Raw genomic sequence first — 17356 nt, 5'->3', positions numbered from 1 at the left:
GTTGTGGTCGGGGTATTCCGCTCTGGGCGGGGTGTCTCTGCCCTGTGGAACTCCTCGCGGGGCAGGGACGCCCCGCCCACAGGCTCCATTCCTCTGGACGCTCTAGGCGTTCTCCGCCAGGTCCTTGATCGCGCTCACGATGCCGTTGACCAGAGTGGGGATGTCCTTCTCGGGCACGGAGCAGAAGGCGATGCGGATGCCGTTGATCTTGCCGCCTTCGCTGGGCACGACGCCGATCTTGTACTTCGCGATCAGGTGCTCGGCCAGCTTGTTGGCCGGCACGCCCTCGACGTCGCAGAAGCAGAAGAAGCCGGCGTTGAAGGGCAGCAGCTTGAGCTGCGGCAGGTCCACCTTGGCGAACTCCGCCTTCAACAGGTTCGCGCGGCGGCCAAGCACGTCCACCGTCCGCTGCCGCTCGGCCAGCACCTGATCGAGCTGGCCGAGGGCCTTGAGGATGGCCGACTGCACGGGGCGGGTGCAGTTCGACACGGTGCTGCGCACGATGCCGCCGAGCTTATTGTCCAGCTCTTCCTGAAGGGTCTTGCGGTCCACGTCGAGGCCGGAGGGCAGGCCGAACGTCAGGCAGCCGAGGCGGCCGCCGTAGAAGAGGAACTCTTTCGAGATGCCGTCGAGCTTGATGGGCAGGATGCGGCGGTGGGCGTCGCACAGGTCGCCGAACATCGAGCGCTGGAGGGCGGCGGGGTCGTAGACGTAGCCCTCGTAGGCGTCGTCGCACAGGACGACGATCGGTTTGCCCGCCTGCTCGACGACCTCGATGAGGGCCTGGACGATGGGCTGCACCATGTCCTGCGGCGGATTGAAACCCACGGGGTTGTTGGGGAAGTTGAGCATCAGCAGCGCCTTGGGCTGCTGAGCCAGGGTGTCGAGAAGCTTGCGCTGCATGCCCTTGAGGTTGAAGCGGCCGGCTTCGAAGAAGGGGAATGTCTCGATTCGCGCGCCGATGTGGCGCTCGACGATGTTGCTGTAGTTCTCCCACAGGCGGTCGGGCGATACCACCACCTCGTCCTTGTCCAGGAACAGCTTGGCGGCGAGGAAGAGGCCGCCGGTGACGCCGGGCGTGACGGCGGGCAGGGAGAGGCAGGGCTCCACGCGCTCGCGCAGGGGGCCCACCTTCCGCAGAATCCAGTCGCGCCAGGCCTTCCGCAGGTCGGGCAGGCCGAGCATGGGCGCATAGGGCACCGTCTCCTCGCTCTTGAGGCCGGCGAAATGCCGCTGCACCGAGGGGAGGTAGAAGGTCACCGCCTTATCGGGCGCGCCGGCGATGATTTCGCTCTCGGGGCCCTGCGCGCTGCCGATCGTGGCGTCAATCGTCGCTTCCTTCTTCGCGCGGCCGGTCCAGTAGAAGATGCCCTGCGGCAGCGAGATGCTCTTGCCGAAGGCTGACAGCAGATTGGTGATGCCCGACTTCTTCAGTGCCTCGAATTCCATGCACTTCCTCGCTTCTTGCCCGGGGGCTGTCTGGGGGAACCCGGCCGTCACGGCCCGCAAGAGTATACCGGCGAGCGTGGGGGGGAGTCAATGGGCGGGATAGCCGGCCTCGCGCATCTGGCGGATGGCGGCCACGTAGTCGGCGATCTCGGCGGCGGTGAGGGCGCGGCGGAGGACGAACACCTCGTCAATCAGCAGGCCGGGGGCTCCCCGCGTGCCGAACGTGACCTCGCCGACCTTGTCGTCCTCGTGGAACGGCCGGCCGTCGTTGCGGGTCTTCCAGGCCAGGCGACCGTCGGTGTAGACCTCGACGAGCGACGCGCCCTGGATGACGAGGGCCGTGTGGTGCCAGGCGCCGGCCCTCAACTCGATGTGCGCCGCCCAATCGGCGTCGTAGATGCCATTGACGTTCTGGATGCCGGGGAAGTAGTAGACCTGGAGCACGGCCGCGGTGCGCTGGAGGGCGCACCAGGGGCCTTTCCCCGCGGCGAAGTGCGAGATGATGCCGCGGCCCTGAAGGTGCACGAGGCCGAAGCCGGTCTCTGGCCTCGCGTCCTCGGCCAGCGCCCACCAGAGCATTACCGTGAGCGGCCGGTGGGGCGAGAGTTCGGGGCTGCGGAGCTGTAGCACGCTGCCGTTCCCGGTCATTGCCCCTCGCCCGCGCATGCCGTCGGGCACCGAGTTCACGTTGCCCACCTGCACCAGGTCCGCCTTGTTGGCCTCTGGCTGCCCGCCGAACTGTTCGAAGCCGTGGTAATAGAGCAGCCGGTCCTCCAGCGCCGGCGGCACGCCGAGAAACCGCGACAGCTCGCGCGCCGGCCCTACGGCGACAGGCGCCATCGGCGCGTGGCACGACACCAGGAACAATCCTGCCATCGCGGCCAGGGGCAACCGGTTCATCTGCTTCTCCCCATTCGCCCGATTCGCGTGATTCGCGGTCTCACTGCGGCAGCATTCTGAACTCGCGGACGTCGTGCTTCTTGATCGTGAGCTTCAGCTTGTTTCCCTCGACGGGCACCTCCTTGTCGCTCTCGGCGTCGAAGAGCTTGTAGGCGCCCTCGAAGCCGAGGGCCTTCGCGTCAATGGTCAGCGTGGCATCCAGGTCCTTCTCGGCGTAGCTTACGACCGCGAAGACCGCCTCCTTGCCCTTGAGCGAGTAGACGATGGTGGGCAGATCGGGGCTGTCGGCCACCACGGGCTGAGGGCGTTCGTCCCAGTAGCGATAGACCTCCAGGCCTGGGGACTCCACGAGGCGGTGAACGTGCTTGAAGAGCGGCTCCCAGACGTCGTTGCGGCCCCAGCAGTCGAGCTCGTGCACGAGGCACACGGCGGCGAAGGTGCGCTGAGTCCACGGGTCGTTGGCCAGCTTCCCGTGGTCGCCGAGGAGCACGGGCCACACGCCCGCCAGCTCGCCCGTCGAGACGAGCAGGATGTACTCGCGGGGGAAGCGATACTGCACGTCGCCCTCCGAGTACTTCCACTCCCAGTCGTACTGCACCGTGGCGAAGGAGTAGAGGGGGAGGATGTTGGTGGAGGTCATGTGGGGCATGGTGATGGGCCGCATGCCGCGTTCGTTCATGTAGACGAACGTGCGCTTGACGAGGTCGCGGAGGCCCCAGAGGCCGTTGGACGGCATGACCGAGCCGTCGGGCCGCTTGTAGGCGTCGGTCGTCGCCGTGTTGTAGGAGCCGACGAAGAAATAGTTGTCCCAGTAGACCCCCTGGTTGCCGCCGATGTCGAAGCTTTTGCCGTACCAGTAAAGCGCGTGGTCAATGTAGGATTCGGTGGGGTCGATCTTGATCTCCCAGATGCCGTTGCCCTTGCCCACGGTGCGGTAGTCGGAGAGGCCCCATTCGTCCTGGAAGGTCTGGAACTCGTCGGCGAGCTGGTAGCTGGCCCGGTTGTAGTAGAAGACCATCTTGGCGCCCAGGTGGCAGGTGAGGTTATGGCGGACATGAGCGATGTAGCTCTTGACCTTCTCCTCGCCGTACGGCTCGAAGTACTTGCGCCCGTGCTCGATGACCTTGTTGATCTCGTCGTCGGAGAGCTTCTCCCTGCTCCCGCGGGCGAGGGCTTCCCAGAGAGCCATGTCCTTGCCGGCGGGGTAGACGGAGCCGCAGTCGCCGAGGGCGAACCAGTTGATGTCGGTGCCCAGCAGGTGGCAGCGTTCGCGGTGCCAGGCGTAGCGCCAGTTGCCGATTCGCGGCTTCACCGGCGCGGCTTGAAGGCCGAAGGTGATGGTCCTCGGCTCCTTGATCACCATCGGCCTGTTGAGGAAATGGACGCGCAGGATGAGCTGATCGCCCTTCCGAACGAGATCGAGATTCGGCTTGGCGGGGTCCCAGGACCAGCCCTTGTCGTTCTCGCAGAACCACGAGAGTCCGCGCACCGGGCTGCCGACGTAGATGTAGGAGCAGAAGCCCTTCGGGAAGTCGTTGACCTGGACCTTGGTGCTGTCCCACACGACGCCTTCGCCTTGCGGCACGCGGGCGTAGACGGTGTTGCGGATTCCGTCGCCCATCGCATGGATCATCGGCGCCATGTCGTCCTTGAGCGGGATTTCGAGGTCGAGGTGGTCGAGAACCTGACCGGCGGCCGAAGCCAGCTTGAGGTCCACCCTCATCATCCCATCGTAGTCCCAGGCGGAGGTCGCCTCGGCTTCCAGGGCGCCGACCCGGAACGTGGCACGGCTGGTGGCCTTGTGAGGCGCCGCCTCGCTGAACTTGACGCCCAGTTGCTTCTCCTCGAGCAGGTCTCCAGCAACGCCGCCCACAATGCGCATGGGTGCGGCCAGGAGCGGCTTGCCGGCGGCGACGACCTGGTCCCAGAGGCCGAAGTCGTTCATCGTGTGCTCGCGGAGGACGGTGGAGATCTTCTTGCCCTCGACCCTGATGGGGGTGAAGGGAGGATAGACCTTGGTGCTGGTGCCGAGGCCCTTACGCTCCCATTCGTAGACGGTGCGCTCGAACTCCTTGACGAGTTCTCCCTTCGGCACGTTCTGGCCCTGGGCGGTGAGGGCGATCTCGTATTGGCCGTCGAGGTGGGGGAGGGTGAACTCAAGCTCCTGACGGCCGTCCTTGAAGGCATCGAAGGTCACGCTCTTGACGGCCCGCCTGCGGCCCTTCGGGCGGATGACGCACGTGAGCTTCTCCAGCTTGGCGTCCTGTGGCAGGTTCGACACGTCGGCCAGCACCCGCATCTTGTTCCTGTAGGGATAGTAGGCAAACTGGAAGTCAATGGGAAGGACTTCCTTCTTCCTGGTCGTCCAGCGCCACGGCTCGCCCTTCTGCCAGGCGACCGTCCGCTGGTAGAAGACCGTCTTGCCGTCGGGTGAGGTGACGGAGAGCGTGAGTTCGAACTTCCTTGTCGCGTCGTCCTTGGCCTTGATGGCCACTTCCCTCTTCTCGCCGGGGGCGAGGGTGAGGGTTTCGGAGTTGGTCAACTCCGGCATGACGTCGCGCTTGAGCGAGAGGGCAGCCTTGACGGTGATGGGGGTGGTCGTCGGGTTGGAGAGGACGAGGGCATGGTGGAGATCGCCGACGAAGGCGTCGGCCCGGCTCTCGTGGGCGATGGCCAGGGCATCAGGGGCAAAGGTGAAGCGGTCGCTGGGGGCATAGCCTCCGCCGCCGGTCGAGGAGAAGGCCCAGGGGTTCTTCCAGTTGCGGCAGAGGTTGATGCCCCACTGCCCCTGGGTGGCCTCCCGCAGGCTGCCGACCTGCGGGAGGCTGGCGATAGGCACGGCGATCTCGCAGTGCCATGAGCCGTCGTGGAAGCCGTTGGCCACCTTCCAGTCGCCCTGCCACGTCGGGTTCTCCGGCACGTTGCCGCGGCCGTGGTGCTTATAGGCCATGCGGCCAGCGGCATTCGCGAGCAGTTGGAACGCCTGGCCGTGCTCGGAGCCGGGCGTCGGGTCAGTCCAGACCTCGACGGAGTCGTCGAAGACGAGCTTGACCGTGTCGAGTGCGACCTCGGCGACAAGCTGCCCCTCGTCGGGCAGTTGCGACTGGATGGCGAAGCAGAGGTGCGTCTTGGTGGCGGCGACCCAGGCGCGCACGCGGCGGCGGTCGAGGGCGCCGTTGAAGGCGAAGCCGTCGAATCCCACGGCTCGCGCCCACTCGGCCGGCTCGATCCTGCCGTCAACGATGGGCGCCTTATCCATCAGCGGCACGCGATAGTCAGCGGCCATGGCAGCTCCCGCCGTGAGGCACAAGAGGACGATCGCAGAGTTCTGCATCAGGCATCTCCCTTCCAGGTCCCAGTGAGTGTGCTGTCGAGTGTAGCAAAAGGAACGGGCAAGGCAAGGGGCACAGGCGCGATTTTTCCGCTTGAAATTGCACGATGCGGGCCTTAGACTGATGGGGAAGGCGGGAAGGTTGACGGAGACGGCGACGTTGATGCGTGAGCGGCCCGCTGCCCCCGGCCCCTCTGGCACCGAATGCCTGCGCGTGATGAGCCTGAACGTGGCCCACGGGCGCAAGCTCGCGGCGCAGCAGGTGTTCGTGCGTCGGCACAAGTTCCACGCCAATCTGTGCGATGTGGCGGCGGTGCTCCGCCGCGAGGCGCCCCATGTGGTTGCTCTCCAGGAGGCTGACGGCCCGTCGTTCTGGAGCGGCGATTTCCACCACGTGGAGAAGCTGGCTGACCTGGCCGGCTACGAGCACCACTTCTGGGGCGAGCACAACGGCAAGGCGTTTGGCAGGCGGCGCATCTCGGTGGGCACGGCCATTCTCTCGCGCCTGCCGCTCCACAGCCCGCGGTCGGTGGCCTTCCCGCGCTTCCCGCTGCGCGGCTCGAAGGGCTTCGTCTCGGCCCTGTTGCCGGTGCCGGCCGCACCAGGCGGGGCGGTGCACGTGGTGTCGGTGCACCTCGATTTTCTTCGCAAGCCCGCGCGCCGCCAGCAGATTCTCACGATGGTGGACGAGCTTGCGCACAGCAAAGAGCCGCTGATCATCCTGGGGGATCTGAACTGCTGGTGGCGGCGACGCGACGATGCCATTCACCTGCTCGTGAACGAGTTGGGCGTGCAACCGTGCCTGCCCGAGGCTAGGGACCTGGCCACGTTTCCCGCGCGCCGGCCGCGGCTGCGGCTGGACTGGATTCTGCTTTCGCCCGCCCTGCGGTTCGGCCGCTATGAGGTCATTGCCGACCGTGTGTCGGACCACCTGGGCGTCATCGCCGAGGTGCTTGTGAACCCCGCCGCGTAGGGTATGCACGCCTGCACACCGCTGGGGACCTTCCGCGTGCACGTATGCACGCCCTACGGCTGGTTCCACTTGTCAATCATCTGCTGAATCCGCTCGGGCTTCCAGTCCTGGGGTGTCGGACTCTCCTGGTTGGCCACCAGCTCGTCAACGGTCGGTGTCGGCGACGGCACGCCGTTCGGCGGCACTTCGGCCCCTGCCACCCACACGAAGGCGTTGAGCAGCAGCTTGCGCATCTGGTCGTGGCCCCAGTTCCAGTGGGTGTGGCCGCCTGTGAAGCCGAAGCCGCGGCCGCCGCCCGGGCGCTCGAAGGCCCAGGCCACGTGCTCAGGCAAGCCGATGCGGGAGCGGACGGTTGGGTTGCCGCTGTGGGCGCCATCGCCTCCCTTCTTCGCGCCGTCGGGCGGAATGGCCGTCAAGATGGGCGTCACGCCCTTCATGTCGTCCACGAAGCGCATGTGGAAATACCACTCGTCGCTGATCTTGAACGGCTTCACGCCGTTGGCGATGGGGTGCTTGGGGAACTCCTTGAAATCCGCCTCCCACGAGGGGTTCACCGACCAGTGCTGCTCGTAGTAGCCGCCGATGGCGTCGAGGAGGAGTTGGGCCGCCTTGCTGCCCTTCGGCAGGTCGAGTGTGTAGTGGATGCAGGCGATGCCGACGCCCTTCCTCACGAGTTCCCCGAGCTCCGCTGTCTTCTGGTGCACGAGGCCGCCGCCGTCGCTGCCCAGGACGATGGCCGCGGCGCCGTCGAGGACGGCCGCATCCTTCGGCCAGCCGCCGGTGGCGACCACTGCCTCGATGCTCGGCGCGTTCTCGTTCAGCAGCTTCGCGTAGAGCAGGAACATCGCCTTGTAGGCGTGATGCCCAAAGCCGTGACTGCCCGCGGCCGCGATGAAGACGATCTTCTTCCTGCCTTCGCCGCCCTCCGTGGCGGGAGCCGCCAGCGCCCACGCAGCGACAACGCCCACAAACGCCTTGACAATCTGCTTCACGTGGAACACTCCTGCTGCGTGTCGGTCACGCCTCCACGGGGATCTTCAGGTCGGCCAAGGTCTTGCGGAGCCAGCCAAGCGACTTCTCGATCATCGGACCGCCCTGGCCCTCGCACTCCATCGAGAGGGTGCCCTTGAAGCCGTGGTCGCGGAGCAGGGTGAGGCAGGTGCGGATGTTGTCGGCGTTCACCCCGTCGCCGATGGCGCACTGGCTCACCGCGATGCCCGTCTGCTTGCCGCGAACTGCGGCCGCGAGGGAGGGCGATACGTCCTTTACGTGGACGTGGCTGACCTTGCCGATGAACCGCTTGAGAAACGCCACGGGGTCTTGCCCCGCGATGAAGGTGTTGCCCGTGTCCATATTCATCCGCAGCCAGGGGCTGTCCACGAAGGCGAGCATCTTCTCCATCATCTCGGGGCGGGTGGTGAAGTAGCCGTGGACCTCGATGGTGACGACGATCTCGTATGCCTCGGCGACCTCCAGGATCAGACCGTAGGCGTGCTTCATCAGGTCCATCGCGCGGGCGTCGTCGAGGCCCTCGGGCTTGTGCAACCCGTCGGTCGTTGCGATGTTCGGGCAGCCGGCCAGCTTGGCCCAGCGGATAGCGTTGTGAACGTAGGGCACGCCGTAGGGGATGCCGTCCTTGCCGCTTAGGGGGAAGGCGGCGTCAATCTGCGAGAAGCGCACGCCGTACTTCTCCATCTTGCGGCGCAGCAGGAGGGGGTCTTCGTGGAGCGCCACGTGCGGCTGGTAGCCGAGGCCGTGAATCCAGCTCACGCCGTCAATCACCCCGCACTCGATGCAGTGCACGTCGTTCTTCTGCGCCCACTGAAGGCACTTCTCGAAGCTCCAGTACGCGGTGTTGAATGCATCCGTGTGGAAGCCGATCTTCATGCCTTGACCCTTTCCGAATTGTTCCCCGGCCTTGCCGGGTTCGCCCATTGGCCCCACGCACGAGGCGGCCAGCCCCGCCGCCCCTGCCCCCAACGCGGCGCCCAGAAAGCGCCGACGCGACGTGCCATCTCGTTCATCCATTCGGGTTGCTCCTCGCTGTGACAGATGCGACCGAAGACGCACAATGTCCGATAGAAGGGCGCCATTACTTGGCGACGGGCGGCAGCCCTGCGGCCCAGGCGGTGCCGCGACGAAAAAGCTCGCCGACGCCTTCAGCGGCGAAGGCGCGGGCGTCGTGACCCAGGGGGCTGTGGAACACCTTGCCCTTGCCATACTCCAGGACGAAGGCCATCGGGTAGTCCTTCTTGTCCACCTTCGACGTGGCCTTGGCCAGTATGGTCATGGGCGTTTCGCCGTCGAGGCAGGTGTACAGCTCGTCGAGGGTCTCGAAGGGCTTCAGACCCTCGGTGATGGGGTGCTTGACCTCCGTGAACTCGACGGCGAACTTGCCGTGGGGGTCGTGGCCGCGCATCTTGGGGTTCCAGACCCGCCCGGCGATCTTCACGAACTCCGGCCACTTCTGGAACGACCCGCAGGCGAAGTGGACGAGGACGAGGCCCCCGCCATCGGCGACGAACTTCTGGAAGTTGGCCAGCGTCTCCGCCGGCGGATCGGGCGTCTCCCAATTCATCATGTGGAGCACGACCACGCTGTAGTCGGCCAGTTTGGGCGATGCGAGGGCCGCCTTCCAGTTGTCGTTGACATCCACCGCGAGGCGGGCGTCCTTGCGGAGAATGTCCGCCAGGATGGGGGCGGTTTGCTTCCAAGGGTGGCCAGGGTAGTCAATGCCCGTGATGATGAGCACCTTCTTGGCGCCTTCGCGGGGCAGGGACGCCCCGCCCACAGGAGCAGGGGCAGGCGCCCCGGCTTCGCCCTGAGGGCCGTCGGCCTCGCTCTCGAGGAGCCAGACCTCGCTGACGACGGCGTTGGGCTGGGCCTCGTTGCGGAAGCTGATGCGAACGCTCCCCTTGGCTGTGAGCGCCTGGGGGATGGGCACGACCTTCTCCACGGCCTTCTCGCCCTTCGCGCCCGAGGGGAGCTTGGTCTTCTCCAGGAGCTTGGTGTTTCCCGCCCACACGGACTGGGCTCGGGTGTCGTGGTCGCAGTCCCACCATGAGAACCCGAGCTGATACGATTTCCTCGGGTTCAGGCCGGTGGCCTCAAAGTTGACGTCGTCGCTGGTGAAGAAGCAGGTGCCGTGGCGGATGTCGGCGCCCGGCCAGCGGTAGGCATTGGCTTCACCCACGCGGAGGGTGGGCTTGCCCTTCTCGCCGTCGGAGGCGTCGGGGCCGCAGTTGAGGTAGCAGACCACCTTGTAGCCCTTGGGGGCGCGGGCGGCCACGTCGGCCTTCATGCCGTCGCTGCGCTTCTTGTCGTACTCGGGCACGCTGCCGCCTCCGGCTTGCGGCGGCTTGAGGGCCTGAGCGTGGAGAGCTTCGGCCTGCTTCACCACCGCCTCGTCCTTGCACTTCTCAAGCAGCGTCTTCATCGCGGCGACGACCGCCTGGCGGTCGCTTGCGAGGACGGCTTGGCCGATTCGCAGCACCGCGGCGGCGGCCTCGGAGCGGACCTCCGCGTCGTCGAGGAACGAGGTTGCGACCTGGAGTGCGCCCGCGTCGGGCGCATCGCCCAGCATGCCGAGGAGGAACTTCTTCGATTCGGCGGTAGTGGCGATGGGGCGGATGGCCTCAAGCATCTTCAGCCTCGCCGCCTCATCCTTCACCTCGCCGGCCAGGCGCAGGTAGCCGCGGAGGGCGAGGACCCGGTAGCGCTGATTCTCGGCGTCCTTGGCCATCTTGAGCAGGTCGTCCGCAGGCTCCGCATCGGGCCACGCGGTGAGCGTGCGGAAGGCGGCGTCGCGGACCTGCGCGTCCGCATCCATGATGTGGGTGCGCACGGCTGCCAGTGCATCGGCTCCGCCCGTGGCACCGAGCACGCGGAGAAGGGAGGGCTTGGCGGCGGTCGGGGCCGCCTTGAGCGCGGCGATGAGGGGCGTCGCCCGGTCGGCGGGGTTTGCGAGCCGGGCGCCAACTGCCAGGATGGCCTTCTCGATGGCCTGCGTGTCGCCCTGGGCGGCGACGAGGAGTTCGACAAGCTTCGGGTAGCACTCGGGGGCGCCCACGACGCCGAGGGCGTCGAAAGCCGCACGGCGGACAGATTCATCGGCGTCCGCGGCGGCCTTGAGCAGCATCGGCGTGGCGTTCGGCACGCGCCGCGCGGCGATGGCGCGGAGCAGTTCCGACCTGACGGCTGGCTCGCCTTCGGCGGCGGCGGCGAGCAGCCGCTCGTCGGCGTCTCTCGCCGAGAGGGCGGCGAGTGCTGCCCGCGCGGCCTGCTGCACGATGCCCTTCTCGTTCGCGGCCATTGCCCCGAGCCGGGGGATGAGGCCCGAATCGCCCAGGCTCGCCATCGCGCGGATGGCGGCGGACCGCACCACGTCGTCCTTGGCGTCCATCAGCTTCGCCACGGCGGGCGCAGCCGAGCGGTCGCCTCGCTCGGCGATCACATTTAGGAGCAGGGCCTGGCCTTTGGGGTCGAGCTTCTCAAGCCGTTGCACGAGGGCGGCAGTGACCTTCTCGCCGGGAAGCTCCTTTGTCAACTGCACGGCGGACGCCTGGATGAGCTCGTCATCGGAACCCAGGGCGTCGAGGACGAGGGGCGTGGCCTTCTCCTTGCTCACCTTGACGAGGCCGGCGAGACCGGCCAGACGCCAGGCGACCGGGCGCTTGGACGCCCAAACCTGCTCGCAGAGCTTCTCGGCGTTGGCGGCGTCGCCCGCGGCGGCGAGGAGCTGGGCGCAGCGCAGTTGGGCATCGTGGAGCGCGCCCGTCTGCTTCGCTGGAAGCTCGGCCTTCGCCAATGCTGCTGCGGCCTCGGCGTTGCCGATCTTGCCGAGCGCCTCCGCCGCTGCCGCCGCAACCAGTGGGTCAGGGCCGACGAGCAGCTTGGCGAGGGCGAGGACGGACTTCGCGTCGCGGCGAATGCCCAGCGAGTTGACGGCACCCATAAGGGGCGTGCCCTTGAACTTGTCGAGACATGTCCTCAGGGCGGCGAGCGACGCCTCGCCGGGGATGCCCTCGAGCGTGAAGCGAGCCATCTCGGCCAGCTTCTCGTCGTCGAGCAGTTTGGCGAGCATGGGCACCTGGGCCTCCGTGCCCACGAGGAGGAGTTGCTGGCAGCACCAGACTTTGGCGGCGTGGGTGGACTTGGCATCGGCGAGGATGGCACCGAAGCGTTCGGCCAGTTGGGCCTTTTTCGGCGCGTCGGTGGCGGCGCGCGCGATCTCCAGCTCGAGGAAGTGAAGCGCCCGGTCGGGCTGGCCGTAGTCGTAGGAGGGCACCTGAGCGAAGGCCTGGTCCAGGGTGAGCGGCGGCTCAGCGGCAAGGAGGGTGGCGGCGAGAAGGAGAAGAAATGGACACAATGGACAAGATGGACGCGGAAGTTTCATGGGGCTTCTCCCTAGAGAGTCCAGGGGCTGCGCATGGGGCGGCGCAGATAGCTGTTCGCCACGTCGTCGTTCACGAAGCGCTCGGCAGTCCAGTCGAATGTCACTTTGCGCCCGACGCGCGTCGCGATGTCGGCGATGATGGTGGTCACAGTCGCGCGGAAGCCGGCGTCAACGTCCGACACCGGGTCGCGGCGGGTCCTGATGCAGTCGAAGAAGTTGCCGTGGTGGCTGTGGGACTCGTAGAGGTGGATGTCGGCAGGCTTGAGGCTGAGGCGGAGGAGCGATTCTGGCTCGGCCTTGATGCCGCCACGAACGACGTGGACCCAGCCCTGGTCGCCCTCGAAGCGCACGCCGTGCGGCTGGCCGCCGTCGTCGGTGAAGAACATGCGCTGGCCGTTCTCGGCGAGCAGGTTGACCCGCCACGAGTACGAGCAGTTGCCCATGCCCTGTTCGGGGAACTTCGCGGTGCCCTCGATCTCCACCTTGCCCGTGTGGAAGGCCGGGGCGCCCCAGAGGGCGGAATCAATGTGGTGGACGCCCCAGGAGCCTATCCAGCCGATGCAATAGTCGTAGATGAAGTACCAGTTGAAGCTGCAATGGGTGTCGGTGTAGGGCTTCCAGGGCGCGGGGCCGAGCCACATCTCGTAGTCAATGCCGGGCGGGGCCGGCTTCGGCTGGGCGATGGGCAGGCCCGCCGAGCCGCCAGGCACGGCGACCTTGACGGTGTGGACCTTGCCGAGGTAGCCGTTGAGGGCGAGCTCGGCGGCGAAGCGGAAATTGCGGTCGGAGCGCTGCTGCGTGCCGAGCTGGTAGACGCGCCTGTGCCGCCGCACCGTGTCGCGCACGGCCTGGCTCTCGTAGAGCGTGAGGGTCATCGCCTTCTCGCAATAGACGTCCTTGCCGTAGCGCATCGCCCAGATGGCGTGGAGCGCGTGCCAGAACTCGGGCGAAGCGATGAAGACGGCGTCAATATCGTCGCGGGTCACGAGGTCGCGGAAGTCGGCATAGGCGTCGCAGCCCTTGAAGGTGCCCTTCTCGATCTGCTCGGCGTAGCGGGCGTTGGCCTTCGATCGGTTGGACTCGCGCTTGCTCTCATAGGGGTCGCAGGCGGCCATCACCTGAAGGGCCGGATTGCCCACACACGCGCCGAAGTGGCCGCTGCCCTGGCCGCCGACGCCGATGTGGCCCGTGCGGAGGCGGTCGCTGGGCGCCGCGCGCCCCTCGGCCCCCAGCACCGATCCATGCACGAAATACGGCGCGGCGATCCCGGCCGCCGCGGCCCCCAGAAACCGCCGACGGGATGGAGCGTGACCCATGGCATGCCCTTTCCTGGGAGGAATGGCCTGCAACCGCCTGTGTTCAGGAAGCATACTCAATGGTCTGGGACAGCGCAAGAGCCGATGCCCAGAAAGGGCCGTCGCGCGCCACTGGCCTCAGCCCGATGCGACAGGTTCACGCGGCTTGCGGGCGACGACCATGATCTCGATCTCGTCGAGGTCGAGGGGGCGATGGCCCCAGTTCCCCGCGGTGCCGCCCCAGATGTGGAGCACGGTCAGGCCCGCGACGCGGAAGAGCAGGATGAGCTCGGTGGGGAGGAAGCCCCGCTCGCGGACTGGGATGGGCGGCAGGCCCTCACGCGGGGGGACTTCCCAGGACACGACCATCGTGAGGGGGTCGAAGCGGCCCTCGGCAAAGTGGCTGTCCTGGTGCTTGCGGATCATGGCGGCGCCGTTGAGGACGGTGAAGAGTGCCTTGGCGCCCGGCTTGAGGGCGTGGGCGATGTTGCGCAGGATGGCCAGCGGCTGCTCGATCGGGTCGTCGTGCTGGCCGAGGAGCCCGAAGGCTCCCTCGCACAGGCACACCGCCGCATCGAAACTCGCTGGGAATGAGAACCTGGTGGCGTCGGAGTGAATCCATTCGACGTGAACGCCTGCGCTGCCGGCCCTTTCGGCGGCCCTCGCCAGCATTTCGGTGGAGAGGTCCAGGCCGGTCACCGCGAAGCCGCGGCGGGCCAGCTCGACCGCGTGGCGGCCGGTGCCGCACCCCACGTCGAGAATCCGGGCGCCGGGCGACACTCCCAGCGTTTCAACCACGAAGTCTGCCTCTGCGAAGGTGTTCTTTGTATAGACATTCTGATTGTAGACGGGGGCATGGGCATCGAAGAACTGCTCCCAGGCGTTCTCTGGAGCCAAGAGTAGTCTCTCCTTGTTCCAGTGGACATGATGGACAGGATGGACGATGGGGGCGCCGAGGCGTGCAATGCCTAGCGCTTTGGGCCTACGAAGTTCGAAACGTCCATTGTGTCCACTCTATCCACAGGTCACAGCGTCCACCCCGCGCGGTACTCGCGATGGAGGAGCGGGTTGAGATTCGGGTCGTTGACGATCTTGCAGTTCCACGGGTCGTATTCGATGGGCTTGCCGGCCAGGGTGGCGACGTGGACCAGTTGGACGATTTCGTTGGTGGGGGCGCCGATGTCGAAGTTGGAGAAGGCCTTCTCGCCGCCCTTGCAGGCGCGAACCCACTCCGCGTAGTGGCCGGGCGAACGCGGAATCCGCGGCTCGTTGCCCTGGTAGTCCTTGAACTGCGCCTCGGGCAGCAGGAAGACGTTTGTGTTCCACGGGCAGGTGGAGAGGAGTGCCGCCTTCTCGCCGCCGACGAGGCAGCCCCACTGGGTCATGGTGTAGCCGCGCAGGACCTCCTTAGGGGGCTTGAGGCCGCCGTTGTACCAGTGGACTTTGAGTGCTGGGCGATTGCCGCGGGCGGGGAAGTCGAAGACGGCCTTGATGTTGCGGGGATAGGTTTCGGGGTTGAGCTCGGATGCCTGGCCTTCGATGCGGATGATGGGCGGCTTGTCGGGCTTCTCGGCGGGGTCGGGGTTCCACAGGAGGTCGAGGCGGAGCGCTCGGACGGCCATGTTGATGCTGTGGCAGCCCATATCGCCACCGCCGCCGCTGCCGAAGTCGCGCCACTGGCGCCACTTGAAGGGCACGTAGCACGGATGGTACGGGCGCTCGGGTGCGGGGCCGAGCCAGAGGTCCCAGTTCAGCGTCGGGGGCACGGGAGGCGTGTCCTTCGGGCGCTCCTGGGGGCCGTCGCCGTTGGCGAGCCACAGGTGGCACTCGGTCATGTCGCCACAGAAGCCGCCCCAGGCCAGCTCGACAGCGCGCCGCAGGCCCTCGCTGGCGGAGCCCTGATTCCCCATCTGCGTGGCCACCTTATACTTGGCGGCGGTGACGCGCATGAGGTGCGACTCGTAAACGGTGCGGGTGAGGGGCTTCTCGCAGAAGACGTGCTTGCCCAGCTTCATGGCCGCGATGGCGGCCACGGCGTGGGTGTGGTCGGGCGTGCCGACCACGACGGCGTCAATCTGCGCGTGGACCTCGTCTAGCATCTTGCGGAAGTCCTGGTACGGCTTCGCATCCGCGAACTTCCTGAAGCTGCCCTCGCCGCGGGCGGAGTCCACATCGCAGAGGGCGACCACGTTGTTGCCGCCGGCGACCGCGTTGAGGTCGCCGCCGCCCTGCCCGCCGACGCCGATGCCGGCGATGTTGAGCTTGTCATTGGCGGCCGCGGCGGTTGCAGAGCGGCTGTCTCTGAGGATAGTCAGGCTGGCGGTCCCGGCGGCTGAGGTGCTGAGGAAACTGCGACGGCTGACGCGCGTTCTCATGGTCGGTTCTCCTTGGATCAATTGCCCTTCAATTCGAAGGCGTAGGGTGTGCATACTTGCACACCATCTTCGTTCCGCGTGCAAGCAGGCACGCCCTACCGCGCTGCTTCGGGCTCAGTTGCCTTTCACGTCGAAGCAGTAGAGGTTGGTGTCGTAGCGGAGGTAGAGGCGTCCGCCGGCGACGACGGGGTGCGCCCAGCTCGGTCCTTTGCCTTTGACTTGGACCTTGCCCTTGATCTCCATCTTCTCGGGCGAGCAGGTGGCCAGAGCTGCCCGGCCGCCGCCCTCGCCGAAGAGGTAGAGCATGCCGTCGGCGTAGCAGAGCGAGCCCTTGCCCATGCCCTGGGCGCCCCACATCCTCTTGCCGGTCTTGAGGTCGAGGCAGGCCACGCTTCCAGTGTCCCCGTAGATGTACCCGTCCTTGATGAGGTAGCCGCCGTGGTGCGAGGCGAAGTCGGTGGTCCAGGCGCGTTCGGCGGTGACCTTGCCGCCCTCGGCCTTCAGCTTCAGGCACACGCCGCCCTTGCCGTAGCCGTTGGACCAGAAGATGTAGCCATCGGCGTAGGCGGGGGTGGTGCAATTGGCCGTGTTGCCGGCGCTGAAGCGGTCGGAGAAGTGGACCTTGCCGTCGCGGGCGTCCACTCCCACGATGCCGCCGCCGGTGCCGTTGATGATCAGAGGCACGCCCTCGAAGTCAACGGCGATGCACGAGCAGTAGTGCGCGCCGCCGTCGAAGCCCTCGCTGGCCCACACCTTCTCGCCGGTGGCCTTGTCGAGCGCGACGATGCAGTTCTTGCCGCCGGGTGTGACGATGGCGAGGTTCTTGTAGATGAGCACGGATTCGGAGTAGCTCCAGCCCGGCCGCCCGCCGCCGAACTCCTTCATCTCGCGGGTCCACTTTCTCTCGCCGGTCTTGGCGTCGTAGCAACCGACGAGGCCGGCCCCGTTGATGATGTAGAGCAGCCCGCCGTCAACGACCGGAGTCGAGCGGGAACCGTCGGGTCCGCCGCAGGCGCCGCCGTGCTCGGCCTTCCAGAGGTGTTTGCCGTTGAGATCAAGGGCGAAGATCATCAACTTGCCGCCCTGGTCGCCGCTGATGTAAACCGTGCCGCCGACGACGGCCACGCTGGAGAAGCCGACGCCGATGTCGTTGACCTCCCACAGCAGCTTCGGCCCGCCCTCGGGCCACTCCTTGAGCAGGCCCGTCTCCAGCGACTTGGCGTCGCGGTTCGGCCCGCGCCAGCCGGGCCAATCGGTTCCCGAGCTTCCCGCGCAGGCTGCCCCTAAGCATACGAACGCCAACGCCCATGCACTGGTCACTTTGCCCATCGTGTGCTCCTTGCCCCCAATGCTCGGTTCGGTCGCTGGCCACGCGGCGTCACGGTTGCCGCAGTTGGTAGAGGCCGTGGCCGAGATACCTGAGCTGCCCCTGCTTCACGAGCTCGTCCCACACGGCCCTGGGGAACTCCATGGGTGGGGTGATGCCCACGAGCCCCGACTTGCGGCCGCTGGTCATGGCGCCGTGGCCGCCGAGCTTGGATTCGTCGTCGAGCAGCGTGGCCTTCAGGCGCTTGCGGAAGGCCTTGAGGGCCGACTTGAGCACCTGAGGGTCCATCGGTGCCCCGGGTTGAGACATGG

At 66.9% G+C, this 17356-nt stretch carries 12 protein-coding genes; 1 reads left to right on the top strand and 11 read right to left on the bottom strand.

Annotation, left to right across the window (positions count from 1 at the left end; all coding sequences use genetic code 11):
* Nucleotides 1-102: 102 nt before the first annotated feature.
* The 3 genes from PLE19_08925 to PLE19_08915 form a co-directional block, all read right to left on the bottom strand.
* Nucleotides 103-1449: an aminotransferase class I/II-fold pyridoxal phosphate-dependent enzyme gene (locus PLE19_08925; protein HPD15061.1), complete on the bottom strand. Its 1347-nt coding sequence runs from the start codon at nt 1447-1449 to the stop codon at nt 103-105.
* Nucleotides 1450-1536: 87 nt separating this feature from the next.
* Nucleotides 1537-2349 carry a hypothetical protein gene (locus tag PLE19_08920; protein ID HPD15060.1) on the bottom strand — a complete coding sequence of 271 codons (813 nt, stop codon included), beginning with the start codon at nt 2347-2349 and terminating at the stop codon, nt 1537-1539.
* 40 nt (nt 2350-2389) lie between these two features.
* A complete protein-coding gene (locus PLE19_08915) occupies nt 2390-5683 on the bottom strand; it encodes a DUF6067 family protein (protein HPD15059.1) in 3294 nt (1097 codons plus the stop codon).
* A 160-nt stretch (nt 5684-5843) separates the two neighbouring features.
* Between PLE19_08915 and PLE19_08910 the strand changes: the two genes are divergently transcribed.
* Nucleotides 5844-6653, top strand: a complete 810-nt coding sequence (locus PLE19_08910; protein ID HPD15058.1) for an endonuclease/exonuclease/phosphatase family protein — start codon at nt 5844-5846, stop codon at nt 6651-6653.
* A 53-nt stretch (nt 6654-6706) separates the two neighbouring features.
* Here PLE19_08910 and PLE19_08905 read toward each other — a convergent pair whose 3' ends face one another.
* The 8 genes from PLE19_08905 to PLE19_08870 form a co-directional block, all read right to left on the bottom strand.
* A complete protein-coding gene (locus PLE19_08905; protein HPD15057.1) occupies nt 6707-7645 on the bottom strand; it encodes a ThuA domain-containing protein in 939 nt (312 codons plus the stop codon).
* Nucleotides 7646-7670: 25 nt separating this feature from the next.
* A complete protein-coding gene (locus PLE19_08900; GenBank protein HPD15056.1) occupies nt 7671-8681 on the bottom strand; it encodes a sugar phosphate isomerase/epimerase in 1011 nt (336 codons plus the stop codon).
* 64 nt (nt 8682-8745) lie between these two features.
* On the bottom strand, nt 8746-12048 hold the full coding sequence (locus tag PLE19_08895) for a HEAT repeat domain-containing protein (protein HPD15055.1): 3303 nt from the start codon (nt 12046-12048) through the stop codon (nt 8746-8748).
* Between the two features lie 11 nt (nt 12049-12059).
* Nucleotides 12060-13364 carry a Gfo/Idh/MocA family oxidoreductase gene (locus PLE19_08890; protein HPD15054.1) on the bottom strand — a complete coding sequence of 435 codons (1305 nt, stop codon included), beginning with the start codon at nt 13362-13364 and terminating at the stop codon, nt 12060-12062.
* Nucleotides 13365-13481: 117 nt separating this feature from the next.
* Nucleotides 13482-14240: a class I SAM-dependent methyltransferase gene (locus PLE19_08885; protein HPD15053.1), complete on the bottom strand. Its 759-nt coding sequence runs from the start codon at nt 14238-14240 to the stop codon at nt 13482-13484.
* Nucleotides 14241-14368: 128 nt separating this feature from the next.
* On the bottom strand, nt 14369-15718 hold the full coding sequence (locus PLE19_08880) for a Gfo/Idh/MocA family oxidoreductase (GenBank protein ID HPD15052.1): 1350 nt from the start codon (nt 15716-15718) through the stop codon (nt 14369-14371).
* Between the two features lie 114 nt (nt 15719-15832).
* The gene (locus tag PLE19_08875) at nt 15833-17047 is read right to left on the bottom strand and encodes a PQQ-like beta-propeller repeat protein (protein HPD15051.1); all 1215 of its coding nucleotides are present in this window, start codon (nt 17045-17047) and stop codon (nt 15833-15835) included.
* Between the two features lie 49 nt (nt 17048-17096).
* Nucleotides 17097-17354 (bottom strand): hypothetical protein, encoded by a 258-nt coding sequence (locus tag PLE19_08870; GenBank protein ID HPD15050.1) that lies wholly within the window; start codon nt 17352-17354, stop codon nt 17097-17099.
* Nucleotides 17355-17356: the final 2 nt, after the last annotated feature.

This window comes from Planctomycetota bacterium, from assembly GCA_035384565.1.
Taxonomy (GTDB): domain Bacteria; phylum Planctomycetota; class PUPC01; order DSUN01; family DSUN01; genus DAOOIT01.
This window is presented reverse-complemented; position numbering and strand designations above follow the sequence as displayed.

What these genes read in the sequence shown, in the direction of transcription:
- PLE19_08925 (HPD15061.1), bottom strand. Translation starts at nt 1,449, where the DNA reads ATGGAATTCGAGGCACTGAAGAAGTCGGGCATCACCAATCTGCTGTCA.
- PLE19_08920 (HPD15060.1), bottom strand. Translation starts at nt 2,349, where the DNA reads ATGAACCGGTTGCCCCTGGCCGCGATGGCAGGATTGTTCCTGGTGTCG.
- PLE19_08895 (HPD15055.1), bottom strand. Translation starts at nt 12,048, where the DNA reads ATGAAACTTCCGCGTCCATCTTGTCCATTGTGTCCATTTCTTCTCCTT.
- PLE19_08900 (HPD15056.1), bottom strand. Translation starts at nt 8,681, where the DNA reads ATGGATGAACGAGATGGCACGTCGCGTCGGCGCTTTCTGGGCGCCGCG.
- PLE19_08915 (HPD15059.1), bottom strand. Translation starts at nt 5,683, where the DNA reads ATGCAGAACTCTGCGATCGTCCTCTTGTGCCTCACGGCGGGAGCTGCC.
- PLE19_08870 (HPD15050.1), bottom strand. Translation starts at nt 17,354, where the DNA reads ATGTCTCAACCCGGGGCACCGATGGACCCTCAGGTGCTCAAGTCGGCC.
- PLE19_08875 (HPD15051.1), bottom strand. Translation starts at nt 17,047, where the DNA reads ATGGGCAAAGTGACCAGTGCATGGGCGTTGGCGTTCGTATGCTTAGGG.
- PLE19_08890 (HPD15054.1), bottom strand. Translation starts at nt 13,364, where the DNA reads ATGGGTCACGCTCCATCCCGTCGGCGGTTTCTGGGGGCCGCGGCGGCC.
- PLE19_08880 (HPD15052.1), bottom strand. Translation starts at nt 15,718, where the DNA reads ATGAGAACGCGCGTCAGCCGTCGCAGTTTCCTCAGCACCTCAGCCGCC.
- PLE19_08910 (HPD15058.1), top strand. Translation starts at nt 5,844, where the DNA reads ATGCGTGAGCGGCCCGCTGCCCCCGGCCCCTCTGGCACCGAATGCCTG.